General features: G+C 60.4%; 13 protein-coding genes and 2 pseudogenes. 12 read left to right on the top strand and 3 right to left on the bottom strand.

Features of this window, described 5'->3' with window-relative positions:
- Window positions 1-37 precede the first annotated feature (37 nt).
- Window positions 38-418, top strand: coding sequence for a fe2+ zn2+ uptake regulation protein (locus tag M1D68_RS11610; protein ID WP_457970430.1), 381 nt, complete (start codon window positions 38-40; stop codon window positions 416-418).
- A 7-nt stretch (window positions 419-425) separates the two neighbouring features.
- Here the strand turns inward: M1D68_RS11610 and M1D68_RS11605 are convergent, their stop codons facing one another.
- Window positions 426-614: a hypothetical protein gene (locus tag M1D68_RS11605; RefSeq protein WP_186631798.1), complete on the bottom strand. Its 189-nt coding sequence runs from the start codon at window positions 612-614 to the stop codon at window positions 426-428.
- Between the two features lie 255 nt (window positions 615-869).
- On the opposite strand from M1D68_RS11605, the gene M1D68_RS11600 reads away from it, so the two are divergent.
- The 7 genes and pseudogenes from M1D68_RS11600 to M1D68_RS11570 form a co-directional block, all read left to right on the top strand.
- A complete protein-coding gene (locus M1D68_RS11600) occupies window positions 870-2,105 on the top strand; it encodes an MFS transporter (RefSeq protein ID WP_445571735.1) in 1,236 nt (411 codons plus the stop codon).
- Window positions 2,106-2,129: 24 nt separating this feature from the next.
- Window positions 2,130-3,257 (top strand): LuxE/PaaK family acyltransferase, encoded by a 1,128-nt coding sequence (locus M1D68_RS11595; RefSeq protein WP_457970428.1) that lies wholly within the window; start codon window positions 2,130-2,132, stop codon window positions 3,255-3,257.
- A gap of 1 nt (window position 3,258) precedes the next feature.
- Entirely contained in the window at window positions 3,259-5,673 is a 2,415-nt protein-coding gene (locus tag M1D68_RS11590) for an acyl-CoA reductase (protein WP_457970427.1), read from the top strand.
- Between the two features lie 48 nt (window positions 5,674-5,721).
- On the top strand, window positions 5,722-6,996 hold the full coding sequence (locus M1D68_RS11585; RefSeq protein WP_457970425.1) for a phenylacetate--CoA ligase family protein: 1,275 nt from the start codon (window positions 5,722-5,724) through the stop codon (window positions 6,994-6,996).
- Window positions 6,993-7,937 carry a GNAT family N-acetyltransferase gene (locus M1D68_RS11580; RefSeq protein ID WP_457970423.1) on the top strand — a complete coding sequence of 315 codons (945 nt, stop codon included), beginning with the start codon at window positions 6,993-6,995 and terminating at the stop codon, window positions 7,935-7,937. The genes M1D68_RS11585 and M1D68_RS11580 overlap by 4 nt, the downstream gene beginning before the upstream one ends.
- 105 nt (window positions 7,938-8,042) lie before the next feature.
- Window positions 8,043-9,128: pseudogene (locus M1D68_RS11575) on the top strand (cache domain-containing protein); the annotation flags it as partial.
- Window positions 9,129-9,506: 378 nt separating this feature from the next.
- Window positions 9,507-10,034 (top strand): annotated as a pseudogene (locus M1D68_RS11570) (methyl-accepting chemotaxis protein); the annotation flags it as partial.
- Window positions 10,035-10,206: 172 nt separating this feature from the next.
- On the opposite strand, the gene M1D68_RS11565 reads toward M1D68_RS11570, so the two are convergent.
- Window positions 10,207-12,633, bottom strand: a complete 2,427-nt coding sequence (locus tag M1D68_RS11565) for a hypothetical protein (RefSeq protein ID WP_457970421.1) — start codon at window positions 12,631-12,633, stop codon at window positions 10,207-10,209.
- Between the two features lie 202 nt (window positions 12,634-12,835).
- On the bottom strand, window positions 12,836-15,250 hold the full coding sequence (locus M1D68_RS11560; RefSeq protein ID WP_457970419.1) for a hypothetical protein: 2,415 nt from the start codon (window positions 15,248-15,250) through the stop codon (window positions 12,836-12,838).
- Window positions 15,251-15,515: 265 nt separating this feature from the next.
- On the opposite strand from M1D68_RS11560, the gene M1D68_RS11555 reads away from it, so the two are divergent.
- The 4 genes from M1D68_RS11555 (at window position 15,516) to M1D68_RS11540 (ending at window position 18,488) form a co-directional block, all read left to right on the top strand.
- Window positions 15,516-15,962, top strand: a complete 447-nt coding sequence (locus tag M1D68_RS11555; protein WP_457970417.1) for a DUF411 domain-containing protein — start codon at window positions 15,516-15,518, stop codon at window positions 15,960-15,962.
- Window positions 15,962-16,396 (top strand): YqaA family protein, encoded by a 435-nt coding sequence (locus tag M1D68_RS11550; protein ID WP_457970416.1) that lies wholly within the window; start codon window positions 15,962-15,964, stop codon window positions 16,394-16,396. The genes M1D68_RS11555 and M1D68_RS11550 overlap by 1 nt, the downstream gene beginning before the upstream one ends.
- 86 nt (window positions 16,397-16,482) lie before the next feature.
- Window positions 16,483-17,514, top strand: coding sequence for an alpha/beta fold hydrolase (locus M1D68_RS11545; RefSeq protein WP_434563860.1), 1,032 nt, complete (start codon window positions 16,483-16,485; stop codon window positions 17,512-17,514).
- An 11-nt stretch (window positions 17,515-17,525) separates the two neighbouring features.
- Entirely contained in the window at window positions 17,526-18,488 is a 963-nt protein-coding gene (locus tag M1D68_RS11540; protein WP_457970414.1) for a D-2-hydroxyacid dehydrogenase family protein, read from the top strand.
- The last annotated feature ends 583 nt before the right edge of the window (window positions 18,489-19,071 follow it).

Below are 19,071 nucleotides of genomic sequence, written 5' to 3'. Positions count from 1 at the left end.
GATGATCTTTTCTGTCAGGCTGGTAAGGAGTCTTTACATGCATAACGCGCAAATGCCCATGGAGGGCAAGCCAGGATCGGCCCGTGTCACGATGACAGCCATAAACCGTACGTTCCCTGGGCCCGCGGAACGAGGCGGCAACGAGCAGATCAAGCGTCTGCTCAAGAGCTATGGGCTCAGGACGAGCCTGATTCGCTTGAAGGTCATCGACGCCTTGCTCAAGGCCGCCGATGAAAACCGCCGGCTGGGTGTACGCGGCGTCCATAGCCAATTGTTGGGGCTGGACATTCCCTTGTCCTTCCTGAGCGTGCGTGAGGTGCTGAAGCGCCTGTGCGGCGAAGGCGTGGTCACGCTCAATTCGGATAAAAGCTACAGCTTGCACCACCAGGCCGTGGCCCTGCTCAACACCGAAGAATGAGCGGCGCTCAAGGCTTGACCTTGCGTCGCATCACGCCGTTGATCACCACGACGATGACCGCCACGGCAATGGCGATGTATTGAAACAGCTGCTCGCTGATCATGCCCTTGCCTTGCATCCAGGACAGTCCGAGCATGATCGCCAGTACGACGAGAACCACCAGAATCGAGTATTTCAAACGTTGCGAATGAGTCATTTGCCAGTTTCCTGAAGTTTTTCGTTCTGCACCTCTGATGCGTGTTTATTCCACCACAAGCAAGGTGGGATGCAGTCAGCATCGTATGGTACAACCGCTGGGCGTTTTCGTGCGACCGAAGGATTTTTCCTACATATACCGGTCCGCTTTCCACTGCCTGTTACGCGAAAAGGCGCCTTTCGACCCTGGATCTCGCCAACGTACTCTCGAAAAAGAAGAAATTTCCTTGTTTCCGAGAACCGACGTTGGGAATCCATGCCAAATCAGCCCACCCTTCTTTCACCCTTTCGCCTGACAGGTTTCTGCCTGGCCATCGCTCTTTTCGAGTTCCTCACTTACATGGCCAGCGACTTGATCATGCCCGCCATGCTCACCGTGACCCAGGACCTCGATGCATCCCCCGATCAGATTCCCCACGCGTTCAATCTGTACCTGCTGGGCGGCGTCCTGCTGCCTTGGCTGATCGGCCCGTTGTCGGATCGTCATGGGCGGCGCCCCTTCATGCTCGTGGGGTGTGCCGGGTTCGTGCTGGCTTGCGTGGCGATCACCCAGGTCACCGGCATGCAGGGTTTCAATGGGCTTCGCCTGGTCCAGGGGATGGGGCTGGGCTTCGTGATTGCAGTCAGCTACCCCGCCATACAGGAAATATTCTGCGAATCCGCCGCCGTGAAGGTCATGGCCATGCTGGGCAATCTCGCCCTTCTTTCACCGCTTTTAGGCCCTTTGGCGGGCGGGCTGCTGCTGCAGTGGCTGTCGTGGCGCGAGCTGTTCATGTTGCTGGCCGGTCTCGGGGTGGTCAGCTGGTTGGCTTTGTGGGGGTTCATGCCGCGAACGCCCCCTGGCACCCATGCCGGCGCTGAAACACCGGTCGTCGAAGCATTCGACCTGCGTTCGCTCGTAAGGCGATACGCAGCGCTGCTGGGCCACGGAGGCTTCATGTCGGCCAGCGTCGCGCTGGGGTTGATGAGCCTGCCGCTGATTGCCTGGATCGGCCTGTCGCCCCTGCTGTTGATCCAAGGACATGGCCTGTCCCCATTGGCGTATGGGGTTTGGCAGATTCCGGTTTTCGCGGCGGTCATCCTCGGCAATCTCGTCCTCAACGCCCTGGTGGAACGGGCTGGGGTGCATCGGGTGGTCCGCTATAGCTTGTGGCCGTTGTGTACAGGCCTGACCGCGCTGGTGGCCGGCAGTCAGTTCGCCCTGTCCGTTCCCGTCCTGGTCAGTGGGCTGTCGCTGTATGCCATCGGGCTCGGCATGGGCAATGCCGCGCTGTATCGACTGGCCCTGTTCGCCACCGACGATAGCAAGGGCTTGGTTTCGGCCATGGTCGGGATGATCTCCATCGCCGTGATGAGCGCGACAGGGTCGCTGTTGGCGCTGCTGGGTGCCGGGGCGAACCTTGAGTCCTTCGCGCTGATGGTCGGCATCGCCGGGCTCAGCTGTCCTGTCGTGCTGCGCCTGTTCACCTCGCGCCCCGCTGCTCTCCCTTGATTTGCCTTCCCATAGGATGACCCGATGATTCACTTTCCCCATGCCGATGCGCTGTGCGCATGGCCCCAGCCGTATGACGGCGATTCGCTGCCACCGGGGCTGTTCGACAGAGCCATGGCTGAAATCAGCCTGTTCCATAGCCACCACACGCCAGGCTACGAACATTGGCTCAACGCCAACGGGCTTCGGGCCCACGACCTGGACCATTTGACTGACTGGTCGCGCCTGCCGCCCATCTACGCCAGCTATTTCAAGCAGCGACTGCTGCTCAGCCCCACCGCCGAAGGTGCATTGGAACTCACGTCCTCGGGCACCAGCGGGCAGAAAAGCCGCATGCGCTACGACGAGCGCAGCATGGCGGCGGCCCAAGGCATGGTGGCAAACATCTTTGAGTATTACGGCTGGTCGACACCCGACTCGCCGTGCAACTACTTGCTCTTCAGCCATGAGCCCGAAGCGGCCAATCGCCTGGGCACGGCCTACACCGACCAGTTCCTGTGCCGCTTCGCACCGGCCAATCGGATCGCCTACGCCTTGCGACGCACCGCAAAAGACCACGAGTTCGACGTCTTTGGCGCCATCGGCACCCTGCAATCTTTCGCCGAAGAGGGCCTGCCGGTGCGCATCTTCGGCTTCCCGGCGCTGCTCTGGCATGTGCTTGAGCGCATGCGTGAAACCGGCATGCAAGACCTGAAGCTCGCCGCCGGTTCGCTGGTCTTCCTGGGCGGCGGCTGGAAGAAACAGGCGGCCGAGGAAATCCCCCGACGTCACGTTTACGAGCGCATCACACAGCAACTCGGCATCGAGGTCCAACGCTGCCGCGACGGCTACGGTGCGGTCGAGCACGCGGTGCCTTACATCGAGTGCGCCCATCATCGGTTCCACGTGCCGGTCTATTCCAAAGTCTACATACGCCACCCCTCGGACTTCAGTGTCCAGCCGTTCGGCGAGCCAGGGTTGTTGTCGTTCGTTTCGCCCTACATCTCGTCAAGCCCCGCGCACGCCGTGGTGATGAGTGATCTGGCGACCCTGCACCCGGCCAACTGCAAGTGCGGCCTTCAAACCCAGTGGTTCGAGCTGCATGGCCGGGCCGGCACCAGCGCCAGCCGAAGCTGCGCCATGGCCGCTGCCGAATTGATCAAGGAAAACTGATATGTACCTCATCAACGGCCAACTGAACGCCGGGCTGCCGCTCGATGCAGCGCTTGAACGCCTCCAAGCGCAACTGCCCGTCTTGCTGGAAACGCCACCTCGCAGCGAGGAGGTGATCGACTGTGCCGAGGCGTTCGCGCAATGGCTGCGTGCGGCAGACCGAAGCCCGCTGCTGGACGAGGACCAGCGCCAAGCCCTGATTGTTTTCTGCGCCCGCAAGTCGTTGAGCTTCAAGCTGGAACGGGAGCTGGGCGTCGATGCACGTTCGCTACGGCGAATCGATTATTGCGACGGGCCCTTCGAGAGTTGGCACCCCTTGGGCCTGGTGGTTCATGTCACGCCGGGCAACTCGCCGTTGCTGGGGTTTTGCGCGGTGCTGGAAGGCCTACTTGCGGGCAACGTCAATTGGCTGCGCCCCAGCACCCGCGAGGGCGACCTGACGGCGCAACTCCTAGCGGCGTTCCTGGCGTGCGATCCAGGCGGCCGGTTACGTGGTTATCTGGCGGTATTGCCGGTGCCCTCTGAACAAACCGGGCGTCTTTTTGCCGTTGCCAATGGCGTCAGTGCCTGGGGCGGCGAAGCTGCCTTGAAGGCATTGCGCGAGCGCATTCCAACGGGTTGTCGCTGGATCGATTGGGGCCACCGGATCAGCTTCGCCTATATCACGCCTCTGGCCGCCAGCGAGCAGGCCTTGGATGCGCTGGTGGACGAAGTCTGCCGCCTCGACCAGCAGGCCTGCTCCAGCCCGCAATGGCTGCTGGTGGACAGCGATGATCCTGGGCAATTGCAAGCAGTGGGAAGCGCCCTGGCCGCCGCGTTCGAACGCCGGACCGGGCGCTGGCCCACCCTGGAGACCACCGCCGCCGAAGCCAGTGAGATCACCACCCGTACGGCACTGGCCCGCCTGGACTTCAGCTTTGCCAACGAAACCGGCCAGGTCTGGACGGGCAATGGCTGGCGCATTCTCTGGGAGCACCACCGCGAACTGCAACCTTCGCCATTGTTTCGCACGCTCCTGCTACGGCCGATGCCGCAAGTGCTGCTCGCCGAAACCTTGCTGCCATGGCGCAATGTGCTGCAGAGCTGCGCCCTTGTCTGCGAGCCGGAGCGCGCACCTGGGCTGGTTCGGCGCCTGATAGCCGCCGGGGTTGGCCGGGTGACCTCCACGGGGGAAATCCAGCAAGGTTACGACGGCGAGCCCCACGATGGGGTCTACGGGCTGCAACGATTGAGTCGCCGGGTATCGGTCAGCCTTGATGCAGGCATTGCCAGCCATCGCGTCACGCTGGATGCCGCCGCGAGCCCATTGGCGCTGACCCCTTCGACGCCCATCATGGACAAAGCAGCGTTCGTGGCGCTGCCCCCGGCCCCTCAGGCACAGCTGTTCTTCCGTTCCGGCGGCAGCAGCGGTGCGCCGGTTTTGTCCCCCTATAGCCATCGTGATTTCGACCGCCACATGCGGGCCGCCGCCGATGGGGTGCGCGCCGCGGGGCTCGACCCGACGTACGATCGAGTGATGAACCTGTTCTATGGCGGCAGCCTGTACGGCGGGTTCCTCAGTTTCACCAAGATCCTCGAACAGATGGATGTCGTGCATTACCCGATGAGTGCGCCGCCGGATGACAACTTTGCAGAGATCGCGCAGTTGATCGTCGAGCATCGAATCAACACGCTCATGGGCATGCCCAGCACGTTGCATCGTCTGTTCTCAAGCCAGCAATCAGTCCTTCAAGGCTACGGCGGTGTGCGCAAGATCATGCTTGGTGGCGAACACCTGGGGCAGGACTGTCGTCTCCTGTTCGAGCAATGCGGCGTCACCTGCGTTCGCTCGGCAATCTACGGCAGCGTCGATGCGGGCCCCCTCGGGCATGCCTGCATAGCCAGCGGCGACGGTGTGTTTCATCTGATGGAAGATATCCAATCCTTGGAAATCGTTGACCTGGAACGGGATATGCCGGTCGGCCCTGATGGTATCGGGCGCTTGCTGTTCACCTCCCGCGTACGCCAGGCGCGCCCGCTCCAGCGATACGAAGTCGGCGACCTAGGGCGCTGGCTACCCGGCCCATGCGCGTGTGGCCTGGAGTCGCCCAGATTCGAGCTGCGCGAGCGCCACGGCCAACTGGTGCGCATCGCCACGGAGTTCATCAATACCCGGGACCTGTCCGAGCACGCGCAGACGGCCATCCAGATCGTTCTGAGCCATGCGGGCTGTGGCGGTGAGCGTTTGCTGATTCGTACCGATGGCGACGCCGAAACGGTTCGGCGCCAGGTGCTGGGCCTCGCAGCGCTGCGCACGTCGGTCAACGCCGGGTTGCTGGCCCTGGACGTCGAGCACTGCCCGGTTGAGCGGTTCGAACATAACAAGCACAGCGGCAAAGTCCCGATGGTGATCGATTGCAGGTTAGCCCGCCGTTGATTTCGCCCGGTACCCGATAAGCCGACCCATAGCCTTGAGAATATTCCGATGAGCGCCCCATTAACCTACGACCAATGGCTCAAGCATATCCGCACGCATTCGATGTTCTATCGCACGCAGCTGAGCCATCTACCCGTCCATGGCTGCGAGTTCCACCAGTTGCCGATCGTCAATCTCAGCGAGTATTGGAAAGACAGCCACGACCTGGACCATTGGCCGGTGTTGACCAGCCGCGTTAAGGACGCACTGGTCTTCAAGACCGGCGGTACGACCAGCGAAGGCAAGTTATCGGTGTATACCCACGCAGAATGGCAACTGATGCTCGATTGCTTCGGGCGCAGCTTGACAGCCCAATTGGCTGCTGGGGATCGCATTGCCAATCTGTTTTTCTCGGGGGATCTCTACGCCAGTTTCCTGTTCATCCACGGCGCCCTGTGCAGCGTCGATGTTGCGATTACCGAGTTTCCCTTCTCCGGCTCGGTGGAACTCGATGTGTTGGCCGACGCCATTGCTGGACACCGCATCAACGTACTCGTCGGCGTGCCTGCGCACTTGCTGGCCTTCGCCAGCCATGTCATTGGCAAAGGGCGCAGGCTGCCACAGATCACCACCGTGCTCTTTGGCGGGGAGAACCTGTTCGAAAGCCAGATGCCGACATTGAAGCGCGCCTTCCCGGGCGCGCGTTTCGCGTCCATCGGATACGCCAGCGTGGATGCCGGACTGGTAGGTGCGAGCACGCCTGATTGCGGCTTGGGCGAGCACCGGGTATTCGATCAGCACACGCGGGTGGAAATCGTCGACGACCTGAGCGGGGAAGCGATCGAGGCCATTGGCCAAGCCGGAAACCTGGTGGTGACGAATTTCAACCGGACCCTCATGCCCATTGTCCGATACCCGGTGGGAGACCGCGCCAGTTGGTGCGAGCCGGCAGGCACGCCGGGGCGCAAATTCGCCCTTCGAGGACGCAGCGCAGAGAGCCGGCGCGTACGCGTTGGCGTGTTGTCGCTGTTTCCCGAAGAAATAAGCGACATCGCGCGGCGCGTGGCCGGCGGTGTGCAGTGGCAACTGATCATCGAGCACAGCCAGGGCAATGACTGCGTGTTGCTCAAGTGGCTGCCGGAAAAAGCCGAGGATGCAGGCCCAACGCGATCCCATGCGCTTAAAGCGGCCTTGATCGAGCAATATCCAGGCCTCGACCGACTTCACGTGGATACCCAGGCCTGTACCGCACAGGACCTGGAGCGCCACCCCCGTTCCGGCAAGCACCTGTCGATCATCGATCGTCGGGTATACGGTTCGCGGGCAACGGAGGATGCCGGATGAGCCTTCTGGTATTCAGGCCGTTCCAAGCCACCGACAGCGCCGGTACGTGCGAGCTGTTTCGTCGGGTGTACGGTGATCACTACGTCTCCCCTGACGTCTACATGCCGCAAATGATCTGCCAGCACAATCTCAAGGGGCGCTGGCATTCGCAGGTGGCGGTGGTCGACGGGCGCGTGGTCGGTCATGCCGCGTTGTGCCGCCAGGGACACGCGACTCAAAATGCCGAGCTGGCGCTGGTTGCGGTGGACCCCGAGTTGCAGGGCAGGCAGATCGCCTCGCGGCTGGGGCAACAATTACTGGACGGTTGCCGGCAGCTCGGGCTCGCCAGGCTATCGATCAAGCAGGTCACCAGCCATCCCTACAGCCAACGGCTGTCCCAACGACTGGGTTTTCATGACGTCGGCCTGCTACCCGACTTCGTGCCCTCTCCGTTCGCCACGGACCAGGCCGAAACCATCGTGATCGGCTGCCAAGTGATCGGCGACCACCCTCGGCCGCTGCCACGTCTTCAATGGCCCGCGCCCCATCAATGGCTGATGGGCGCTTTGGAAACGCGTTTCGGGACCACCCTTGTGGATAGGCCGCAGGGCATTCATCCGTTGCGGCTTAGCCATTTACCCGGCCGGATCGAGATCGTGGCGGATCGGGTGGATACATGCCTCGTCGGGCAGCTTCGGCGCTTGCCGGCCCATTGGCCGCTTTCGGTCCGAATCGGCCTCTGTCGACACTTTTGCGCCGACCACCAGCTGCTGCTGGCTGCGGGTTTTTTCTTCACTGGGATGATGCCCACGGACGCCGGGCAAGGTTGGCAGGCGCTGTTCCACCGAGTTGCACATCCGCGCAGGCTCAGCCTGCACTCGGCCCCCATGCAACGCCTTCACGATGAATTGCAGGCTCACGCTCAAACCTGGAAAAACGCCCAGGCCCATTCCGCCGCCTGACGGCTGGTCAGGCCCCACACTCAAGCTCCTGGCAGAGAAGCCGACATATATTGGAACGTTCATCCCATTTGCTTCCGAAAGTCGCCCCGTGCAAGGAACACCCACATGCCCTCATTGCGCACCATTCAGGCCCGCTACACGTTGTTTTTGGTTCTGTTCATTCTGGTGTTATCCATCCTGACGGTCGTCGGCATCAGTTACCTCGTCGCACCCAAGCTGCGCCACACCGAGGAACAAGTGGCGCTGAACCGCATTGCCGAGGTCGCCGAGCAGATCCAGGGCGAACTGAACAAGGTCCAGGCCCAGCAACGCAGCATTACCCAGACCATCCCCTTGCTCGACAGCGATGCCATCGACAAGGTACTGCCAGGCCTGGTGGACCAGTACGGTGAGCTGAAAGTGTTCGGCGGCGGGATCTGGCCTTTGCCCAACCAGCGCGCCGAAGGTCGCAGCAAATTCAGCACGTTCTGGCACCGCGACGCTTCCGGCAAGCTGATCGTCAACACCTTCTGGAACAGCGATGCTGCGCCGAACTACTACGAGCAACCCTGGCACAAGGGCGGCATGGCCACTCCCCCTGGCAAATGCGCCTGGGCGGCAGCCTACAAGGACGACGCGAGCGCCGAACCCCGGACCAACTGCGCCATGGCCATCCAGAAGAATGGCGCGCCGTATGGCGTCTCCACCATCGACGTGACCCTCGGCTTTTTCAACGAGCTGATCGCACGCAAGGAAGCAGAACTGAACGCCGAGATGCTGATCGTGGAAAGCGACGGCAAGATCATCAGCAACAGCTCGCGGATCAGCGGCCCGATCGTGCTCAAGAACATCAGCGAACTGGCGGCTGGCTCGCCATTTGCCGCCCAGGTCAAGGCTGGCCTGGCCAACCGTGACCAACCGCAGCGCGTCGAATTCGACAACAACGGTGAAGCCAGCACGTTCTTCATGCGGCCTATCGAAGGCTCGCCCTGGTTCCTCGCCACTGCCCTGCCGACCCGCCTGATCACAGCCCAACGTGATGACGTATTGAACACGCTGAGCCTGTTGCAGATACCCATGGTGATCCTGTTGGTGCTAATGCAGCTGTATGCGATCCGCCAATTGACCAACCGCATGAAAGTGCTCAAGGGCAACATCGATGCGCTGTCCACGGGCGACGCCGACCTGACCCGCCGCATCACCATCCGCGCCGAAGACGAACTGGGCGCCATCGGTCATTCGGTCAACCGCTTTATCGCGTACCTGCAAGACATGATCGGCGAAGTCACCCAGGCCACCGGCGCCATGGCATCTAGCCTGGACAAGCTGCAGCAGACTTCGGCCCACACCAGTGAAATCCTGATGCGCCATGCCTCGGAGACCGACCAGACGGTAACGGCCATCACCGAAATGAGTTCCACGGCCGAAAGCGTGGCGCAGAATGCCGCTGAGACGGCCGCCTTCACCCAGCGGGCCAATGAACATGCCGATCGCTCCCGCGTCGTTGTCGGCGAGGCATCGAACAGTGTCGTCGCGTTGATCGAGGAAGTGGCCAGCGCCACCCACAAGGTCGAGAGCATGCAGCAGGATGCGCAGCGCATCACCGAGATCCTCGGTGTGATCGGGGCCATCGCCGGGCAGACCAACCTGCTGGCGCTCAACGCCGCCATCGAAGCCGCCCGGGCTGGCGAGCAAGGCCGTGGCTTCGCGGTGGTCGCCGACGAAGTCCGCGCCCTCGCCGCCCGCACCCAGGCCAGCACTTCGGAGATCAACGAAATGCTGACGCGCCTGACCCAAGGCGTGAGCTCGTCGGTCGCGGCCATGGAAAACACCCAGACCAGTTGCCAATCGGCTGCCGACGCCACCTCCCGAGTGAACTCGGGCCTGGACGAAATGGCCGGCTCCGTCAGCCAGATCAACAGCCTCAGCACCCAGATCGCCACCGCCGCAGAGCAGCAAAGTGCAGTGACCGAAGAGATCAACCGGAGCATGGTGCAGATCCGGCACATGGTCGAAGAGCTGGTGGAAAGCGGCCTGGCCAGCGAGAACAACACCCGTCAGTTGCTGGAAGCCAACAGCCGGGTGAATGCGATCATGGGGCGGTTCAAGGTTCGCTGAAACATCGCCTGAGTAAAAGGGGGCCTCCTGTCAGGGTTGATAGCAGGCCCCCTTTCAGTTCAACGTTAAAGGGCATTGCGCCTGCCGCTGTGGCGATTGAAAGCGGCCTCTCCAAGCCCATCGACGAAGGCGAAGGTGGCGCTTGGACACAGCCCAGCGAGCCCCGACCGGGTCAACTTCCAGATGGCTCAGGTGGCTCGGGGGGCTCACCCAACTCAGTTCGCTCCGAAAGCAACAATGTGCCTTGGTTATAAGGCACCCGACAATAAGCACCTAAATAACTTTCAATCGTCGATGTAGATTTGGTGCCTTGATAGATGTTTGCAAAACATGGCCATAATGGATTACCGCTATCATAGCGGCCGGTCCAGTTGTTGTAGTTCCAGCCTAGGTCCCGCTCATAATAAGTGCGGATTGCCTGCATAGTGCCGCCATCGGGATAGGGATTTTGGTTAAAAGAACTTTGCGCGCCCTGACCGTTTGCCCAGCCCTGCGCCTGGCCGCCTCGAATGGAGCGTGTCGATCTTAGTGTCCAAGCATTTGAGCGGCTCACTGTATATGACGCAGTTTGCCCGTAGGCGTCGGTTATCGTAATGATCGCCTCGCCGTTTCCTCCACCGACCACGACCCCCTGATCATTCACAGTGGCAACACCGGTATTTGACGTGCTGTATGCATACGGAGGATTTCCACGCGAGGGGGTGCGAGTAACCGTTGTGCCCGCCGGCATCGGTGTGCTGTTTCGTGCTCCGTTGTAGTACAGGAAGAAGCCATCAAGATTGGCGATGCGGTTATCTATCACCAAGGGTTCTATCACCCTAAGACGACGAACAGCCGACGTCGGACGATCACCGTAAAGGCCTGTGGCCTTGAAGTTATGTTCACCGACCGCCACCGTAATTGCCGTGCTGGTCCAGTTACCAGCGACAGCCATAAATTCTCCTACGGACGTGTTTCCGTCGAACAGTTCAATCTTCTGCCCTACCGAGGCGGCACCGCTCAATATCACGCTGCTCTCCACCGTGTTGCTGTTGTCCGGAATCTCAGCGTTGCTCGGCTGGCCTTTCACGGATGTGATCGTCGGCGCCACCACCACAATTGATTTGACGGTGTAAGTACGCTGCGGAAACGTTATTGCATTGGCCTCGTCGATGGTCTTGCTGAAATCCGCCTTGAACTCCACGGTCAGCGTGCTGCCGTCTTTCAGGTCCTTCAGGTAGTTGTAAGAGTTGCCCAAGGGTCCTGGCTGATAGAAACCGTTGTTGACCCAACCTTGATTGACCCTAGGCCCTTTAGTTGGCGGCTTTGGCACCCAGATATCGAGGTTGTAAGGCGTGGTGTTATCGGCCTTCGTGCCCTTGAAACGCAGCCACACGTCCTGGTCAACGGCAATCAGGGGCCAGGTACCGAACCAGCAGGTGACATTCGCAATGATGGAAGCCAGGTTCAGTTCGCTGCCCTCGCCATTATTGGCAGCTTCCAGGATCCTTGGCTTACCGAGTTCAAGATCACCTGGAGCCAGGGGCTGTATCGCCAAGGCAAAGGGCGGTGACGCCACAGGGGCTTCGCTGCCTCGAATCACCGCGTAGGACACCGTCACCGACCTGCCCAGGTTAAACGCGACCACACTGTTGGGAATCGGGATTTCCAACCCCGCACTGACCAACGATTCGCCTGAGGTGTGTGAGCCGCCGGCTGGGGTTCCCGGTGCGCCCGTCCAGGTCACCGTCAGTTTGTCCGTGGGCAGCAACTCGGCGTTGACCGGCACGACGATGGTCAGGGTGTCCTTGGCGTTGACCGGGTTCAAGGACGCGCCGCTGGCCTCTTTCACTGAAGGCGGTGCCAAGGTCAACTGCCGGTCCAGGTGGACATCAATATATTTGTCAGACGACAGGTTGGAGTTACCCAGTTGATCGGTCACCTTGAACTGGACCGCAGTAAAGGCGCCGTCTCCCACGTCTCTGAAGGTGTCGGTGAGCAGCGTATATTCCGCCGGAGCCGGAGCACTCGGCACATCGTAAGGTTTAGCCACCGCGCCTATCCGAAACTCGATGCGATCGAAATCTCGCCGGTTGCCATAAGTAAAACCAAACTTCACCCCTTGCGCCGCCCTGTCAGCACTGACCCCATCGCTGATCACGTCGGGCGGGATCACCAGATCCATGTTCTGGGGGGCGGGTTCACCGGGCGCCCTAAGGTGATAGAGCACGTCCAAAGAGATCGAGTCGTCGGGATTCCCGCTCAGGCGCGTCACTCTGTAGTGCAGGGTGTTGACCCCGTCTCTTAACTCCCCATGGGGAAGGTACAGGACGATGAACTTAGCTTCATCTCCCGGCTGAACGGTATGCCCTGCCCCGGTGCTCCGTATTCCATTGACGTACAAGTCGACCTGATCAAACGCCGCCATTATCCAAGGGCCGCTTTTGAGATCGGTCAATGGATTGATCACGCATTGCAGTCCCTGAAGCCGGTCGTCATAGATGCTTTTAGGAATGCCGCCGTGCGCAATATTTGGCGGCTGTAAAAATGTCACCCACCCAGGAATATGCACTGGATACAGTTCGAAGGGATGGCTCAAGGCTGAGGCTGGAATATCCATGATTTTTACCTGGCAGATGATTGGCCTTTCGGCATGAGCCATCACACATCAGGCAAGCAACATCGGCTACTGTCAGAACCTACAGGTATGGATGAGATTTGGACGAGTGGCAGGCTTTCTTGCTTACCAGCGCCCCCCGTTTTTCCTGTACATCAACTGAAACCAACGCTAAACCCAAAAACGATGCGCTATTTCTGTATGTTCATGCATAGACAATCCCCCAATACGTGCGGGGCCACGCGCCGTTGGGAGCTGCGCGGATTTCATATGTCCCCGGCTGCCGAGCGAGTGCCGAAAGTGGCCGGCGATGAGTACCAACCGTTAACGATCTCATTCCGGACAGATAATAAAGGTCCCCACCTCCAGTTATCCCGAATGTCGCGTCATTTGGAGTCGATGCGTCTGGGGCCCGATGTACTTGTATGTCTACGTTTACCGGAAAGGTACCGATTCCTATCGGAAGCTTATTATTCGTTGTATTAGGCTGGTACACCCGGGTGGTGCCTCCATACATAATCGTAAATGTACAGAAAGGGCCTGCAGCTCTGACGGTAAAGGTACGCGCATCTGAAACCGGTTCTACGCCATATTTGGCCTTGGCGGTAAAACTGCGACCGCCAAGCGCCACGGCGATGGCCGTGGTTGTCCAAGTACCGCCAGTCGCAACGAAGGTGCCCCTGGAGTCCTGGCCCTCGAAGATCTCGACGTCCATGCCAGCCGTGGCCGTGCCGCTGAGGATCACCGAGGTTTCCACGGTGGTGGTCTCGTTGGGGATTTCGGCATTGCTGGGTTGGCCTTTCACCGAGCTGATTACCGGCTTCTGAGCCGCGACCACGGTAAAGGTACGCGCATCTGACACCGGTTCAGCGCCATATTTGGTCTTGGCGGTAAAACTGCGACTCCCAAGCGCCACGGTGATGGCCGTGGTTGTCCAAGTGCCGCCAGTCGCAACGAAGGTGCCCCTGGAGTCCGGGCCCTCGAAAATCTCGACGTCCATGCCAGCCGTGGCCGTGCCGCTAAGGATCACCGAGGTTTCCACGGTGTTGGTCCCGTCCGGGATTTCGCCATTGCTGGGTTGGCCTTTCACGGATGTGATCGTCGGCGTCACCACCACAATTGATTTGACGGTGTAAGTACGCTGCGGAAACGTTATTGCATTGGCCTCGTCGATGGTCTTGCTGAAATCCGCCTTGAACTCCACGGTCAGCGTGCTGCCGTCTTTCAGGTCCTTCAGGTAGTTGTAAGAGTTGCCCAAGGGTCCTGGCTGATAGAAACCGTTGTTGACCCAACCTTGATTGACCCTAGGCCCTTTAGTCGGCGGCTTTGGCACCCAGATATCGAGGTTGTAAGGCGTGGTGTTATCGGCCTTCGTGCCCTTGAAACGCAGCCACACGTCCTGGTCAACGGCAATCAGGGGCCAGGTACCGAACCAGCAGGTGACATTCGCAATGATGGAAGCCAGGTTCAGTTCGCTGCCCTCGCCATTATTGGCGGCTTCCAGGATCCTTGGCTTGCCGAGTTCAAGATCACCTGGAGCCAGGGGCTGTATCGCCAAGGCAAAGGGCGGTGACGCCACAGGGGCTTCGCTGCCTCGAATCACCGCATAGGACACCGTCACCGACCTGCCCAGGTTAAACGCGACCACACTGTTGGGAATCGGGATTTCCAACCCGGCGCTGACCAACGATTCACCCGAGGTGTGTGAGCCGCCGGCTGGGGTTCCCGGTGCGCCCGTCCAGGTCACCGTCAGTTTGTCCGTGGGCAGCAACTCGGCGTTGACCGGCACGACGATGGTCAGGGTGTCCTTGGCGTTGACCGGGTTCAAGGACGCGCCGCTGGCCTCTTTCACCGAAGGCGGTGCCAAGGTCAACTGCCGGTCCAGGTGGACATCAATATATTTGTCAGACGACAGGTTGGAGTTACCCAGTTGATCGGTCACCTTGAACTGGACCGCAGTAAAGGCGCCGTCTCCCACGTCTCTGAAGGTGTCGGTGAGCAGCGTATATTCCGCCGGAGCCGGAGCACTCGGCACATCGTAAGGTTTAGCCACCGCGCCTATCCGAAACTCGATGCGATCGAAATCTCGCCGGTTGCCATAAGTAAAACCAAACTTCACCCCTTGCGCCGCCCTGTCAGCGCTGACCCCATCGCTGATCACGTCGGGCGGGATCACCAGATCCATGTTCTGGGGGGCGGGTTCACCGGGCGCCCTAAGGTGATAGAGCACGTCCAAAGAGATCGAGTCGTCGAAGTTCTCGCTCAGGCGCGTCACTCTGTAGTGCAGGGTGTTGACCCCGTCTCTTAACTCCCCATGGGGAAGGTACAGGACGATGAACTTAGCTTCATCTCCCGGCTGAACGGTATGCCCTGCCCCGGTGCTCCGTATTCCATTGACGTACAAATCGACGTGATCAAACGCCGCCATTATCCAAGGGCCGCTTTTGAGATCGGTCAATGGATTGATCACGCATTGCAGTCCCTGAAGCCGGTCGTCATAAATGCTTTTAGGAATGCCGCCGTGCGCAATATTTGGCGGCTGTAAAAATGTCACCCACCCAGGAATATGCACTGGATACAGTTCGAAGGGATGGCTCAAGGCTGAGGCTGGGATATCCATGATTTTTACCTGGCAGATGGTTGGCCTTTCGGCATGAGCCATCACACATCAGGCAAGTAACATCGGCTACTGTCAGAACCTACAGGTATGCGCCAAATCTGGACGAGCGGTAGGGCTTACAGAAACGCGAACGAATGTGATCGCTATGTTCCCCGGGGCCGCTGCCAACTGATAGTTCCGTCATTCGCCCTTCAGCCTGCTGTCAGGCCACCGCCGCTACTCTGTTATCCTTCCATCCAAAGCCGTTCGCCAAGAGACCTGACCCATGGCCAATCCCCTGCACCTGCTCGCACTGAGCGCCGTTTTCACCTCTGCCCTGGCCCAGGCTGCCGAGCCGGTCACCATCGATGTACACCGCGACGCCAATTGCGGCTGTTGCAAGAAATGGATCTCCCATCTGCAAGCCAACGGTCTTAAGGTCAATGACCATGTCGAAGCCGACATGAGTGCGGTCAAGCAGCGCCTGGGCGTCGCGCCCAACCTGCGTTCCTGTCACACCGCCGAGATCAACGGCAAATTCGTCGAGGGTCACGTCCCCGCCGAGCAGGTGCTGGCGTTAAGCAAACGCGGCGATCTGCTCGGCATTGCCGCGCCAGGCATGCCGATGGGCTCGCCGGGCATGGAAATGGACGGCATGAGTGATGCCTATCAGGTGATCGGGCAGAAAAAGGACGGCTCCCAAACCGTCGTGGCGGACTATCCAGCCCACTGATGCCCGAGGCATATGTCGGGCTGTTCCTGGCGGCATTTGGCGCGGCGACCCTGTTGCCGCTGCAATCGGAAGCGCTGCTGATCGGCCTGGTACTCAGCGAGCGCCACGCGGTCTGGCTGTTGCTGGGGGTCGCCACCTTCGGCAATGTGTTGGGCTCACTGGTGAACTGGTGGCTAGGGACCCGCGTTGAGCAGTTCAAGGACCGCCGCTGGTTCCCCGTCGGCCCGTCTCACCTGGACAAGGCCCGCCAGCATTACCAGCGCTATGGCTATTGGTCGCTGCTGCTGAGCTGGGTGCCCATCATTGGCGATCCCCTGACGCTGGTGGCGGGCGTGATGGGTGAACCGTGGCGACGCTTTCTGTTGATGGTCACCCTCGCCAAAGGCCTGCGTTATGGCGTACTCGTGCTCGCAACCCTGGGCTGGATGGGTTGAACGTTCCCACGGTTCGGTTGCCTGTGATTAATGTCGCCATAATCCAGCCGTTCCAGGATCGGTCGGTTGCCTAAAGGAGTTTGACAATGCCGCGTTTGACTACCCGCTGGAAGTCCAGCCTGTTCTTGCTCGCTGCCCTGCCGCTGTTCGCCCAGGCCGAGAACCCGCCCGAAGGTCCGGCCTATGGCCCTCAGCTCGAAGGCTTCAAATACCCCTACACCCTCAAGCACTTTTCCTTGCAGTCTCAGGGCAAAACATTGCAGATGGGCTACATGGACGTGCCCGCCCAAGGCAAGGCCAACGGTCGCAGTGTCGTGCTGATGCACGGCAAGAATTTCTGCGCCGCGACCTGGGGCGACTCGATCAAGACCCTCAGCGAGGCTGGCTACCGGGTCATCGCGCCGGACCAGATCGGCTTCTGCACCTCGAGCAAGCCAGACCACTACCAGTACAGCTTTCACCAACTGGCGAACAACACCAACGCGCTGCTCAAGACCCTGGGTGTGCAGAAAGCCATCGTGCTGGGCCACTCCACCGGTGGCATGCTTGCCACCCGCTATGCGCTGCAATTTCCCGATCAGGTCGAACGCCTGGCGATGGTCAATCCCATCGGGCTCGAAGACTGGAAGGCCCTCGGCGTTCCCTACCGCAGCGTGGACCAATGGTATGAACGCGAGCTGAAACTCAGCGCCGACGGCATCCGTACCTACGAGCGCAATACATACTATGGCGGTCGCTGGAAGCCGGAGTACGAGCGTTGGGTGGACATGCTGGCCGGATTGAACAAAGGCCCGGGACATAAGCAGGTGGCATGGAATTCAGCACTGATCTACGACATGATCTTCACCCAGCCGGTCTACTACGAGTTCAAGGACCTGAAGGCGCCGACTCTGCTGCTGATCGGCACGTCCGACACCACCGCCATTGGCAGCGACATCGCTGCGCCGGCAGTGAAGGCCAGGTTGGGCAAATATGACGTGCTGGGCAAGCAGGTCGCCCAGCTGATTCCTCGATCGACACTGGTGGAATTCCCCAATCTGGGTCACGCGCCGCAGATGGAGGAACCAGACCGGTTCCACAAAGCCCTGCTGGGCTGGCTGGACAAACCCATTCTCTGACGAGGTATTTCATGGCGGTGCAGATTGCAGTCATCGATGATTGGCAGGACGTGGCAAGGGATGTGGTGGATTGGTCCGCACTGGAGAGCGTCGGCCAGGTGACGTTCCTGCATGACTATCCCGCCGACCACGACACCCTGGCCGCGCGCCTGCAAGGCTTCGATGTCATCTGCGTGATGCGCGAACGGACACGTTTCGATGAAGCGCTGCTGCGCCGCTTGCCAAAGCTCAAGCTATTGCTGACCGGCGGCATGCGCAATGCCGCCCTCGACCTCAAGGCTGCCGCCGCGCTGGGTATCCAGGTGTGTGGCACCGACAGCTACAAGCACGCCGCGCCCGAACTGACCTGGGCACTGATCATGGCGCTGACGCGCAACCTCGTCCCAGAAGCCAACGCGTTGCGTGCCGGGCTTTGGCAACAGGGCCTGGGCGGCGACTTGCACGGCAAGACCCTGGCAATCCTCGGCCTGGGCAGCATCGGCACGCGCGTGGCGCAGTTCGGCCAAGTGTTCGGCATGCGGGTGATCGCCTGGAGCGAGAACCTGACGGCCGAACGGGCAACCGATGCCGGCGTCACCTATGTAAGCAAGCAAGCGCTGTTCGAGCAGGCCGATATTCTCTCGATCCACCTGGTGCTCGGCGACCGCACCCGGGGCCTGGTCGATGCCCGGGCGCTGGGCTGGATGAAGCCTGGTGCGCTGCTGATCAATACTGCCCGCGGGCCGATCGTGGACGAGGCTGCCTTGATCGATGCGCTGCAGCACAAACGCCTGGCTGGGGCGGGCCTGGATGTATTCACCCAGGAACCGTTGCCGCCCGACCACCCGTTCCGGACGCTGGACAACGTACTGGCAACACCTCACGTGGGTTACGTGAGCCGCCAGAATTACCAGCAATTCTACGGCCAGATGATTGAAGACTTGCAGGCCTGGGCGGCAGGCAAGCCGATTCGGGTGTTGAAGCCGATAGCCTGAGTTTCCCCGTCCCTGTGGGAGCGAGCCGTTTCCGGGCGGCGTGCCGACGAAGACGGTGTGTCAGTTAGAGGAGATGTCGTCTGACCTGGGGCTTTCGCGAGCAGGCTCTCTCCCACCCAGCTCCCACCATGAAGCATCTGCACCCTGCTTGAAAGCCATCAAAACGCCTCCATCCTGCCCGCCCCTTTATGGTGCGATGCGCTGTTGAACCGCGCATGCGATTGAACCAGCGCCTTTCCTTACAACACGAATATTTCAAAGAGGCTGCATTTCGTCGCCTCGTATTCCCCTTCGTCGTGTAAGACATTGCCGACAATAAATGTGATTGTCCGACAATTCGACGAAGCGAACCGCACCGCTCTAGCTTCTGACCTAGACTGCCGGTCCGGGCGCAAAACCGACCGGTCATCAGGACGAAAAAAAGTCGAAACTTTTCACAACGGCGAAAGGTCAGGTTAGAGGAAGGGCAACAACGGCTGGAGCATTCCTTGCAACGGCCCCCTCACCTGATTCGCTTCGCCGCATTGGGCAGCGCTTTGCTCTCCTTGCGTAGCGCTCGTGCGCCTGGCCGCAGGATTCGGCC

Source organism: Pseudomonas sp. R4-84 (assembly GCF_054130985.1).
Note: the sequence above shows the minus strand (reverse complement) of the source record. Positions and strands in the feature narration are given on the sequence as shown.

Coding starts and splice junctions, on each gene's coding strand:
- M1D68_RS11610 (WP_457970430.1), top strand. CDS start 38: ATGCATAACGCGCAAATGCCCATGGAGGGCAAGCCAGGATCGGCCCGT.
- M1D68_RS11605 (WP_186631798.1), bottom strand. CDS start 614: ATGACTCATTCGCAACGTTTGAAATACTCGATTCTGGTGGTTCTCGTC.
- M1D68_RS11600 (WP_445571735.1), top strand. CDS start 870: ATGCCAAATCAGCCCACCCTTCTTTCACCCTTTCGCCTGACAGGTTTC.
- M1D68_RS11595 (WP_457970428.1), top strand. CDS start 2,130: ATGATTCACTTTCCCCATGCCGATGCGCTGTGCGCATGGCCCCAGCCG.
- M1D68_RS11590 (WP_457970427.1), top strand. CDS start 3,259: ATGTACCTCATCAACGGCCAACTGAACGCCGGGCTGCCGCTCGATGCA.
- M1D68_RS11585 (WP_457970425.1), top strand. CDS start 5,722: ATGAGCGCCCCATTAACCTACGACCAATGGCTCAAGCATATCCGCACG.
- M1D68_RS11580 (WP_457970423.1), top strand. CDS start 6,993: ATGAGCCTTCTGGTATTCAGGCCGTTCCAAGCCACCGACAGCGCCGGT.
- M1D68_RS11565 (WP_457970421.1), bottom strand. CDS start 12,633: ATGGATATTCCAGCCTCAGCCTTGAGCCATCCCTTCGAACTGTATCCA.
- M1D68_RS11560 (WP_457970419.1), bottom strand. CDS start 15,250: ATGGATATCCCAGCCTCAGCCTTGAGCCATCCCTTCGAACTGTATCCA.
- M1D68_RS11555 (WP_457970417.1), top strand. CDS start 15,516: ATGGCCAATCCCCTGCACCTGCTCGCACTGAGCGCCGTTTTCACCTCT.
- M1D68_RS11550 (WP_457970416.1), top strand. CDS start 15,962: ATGCCCGAGGCATATGTCGGGCTGTTCCTGGCGGCATTTGGCGCGGCG.
- M1D68_RS11545 (WP_434563860.1), top strand. CDS start 16,483: ATGCCGCGTTTGACTACCCGCTGGAAGTCCAGCCTGTTCTTGCTCGCT.
- M1D68_RS11540 (WP_457970414.1), top strand. CDS start 17,526: ATGGCGGTGCAGATTGCAGTCATCGATGATTGGCAGGACGTGGCAAGG.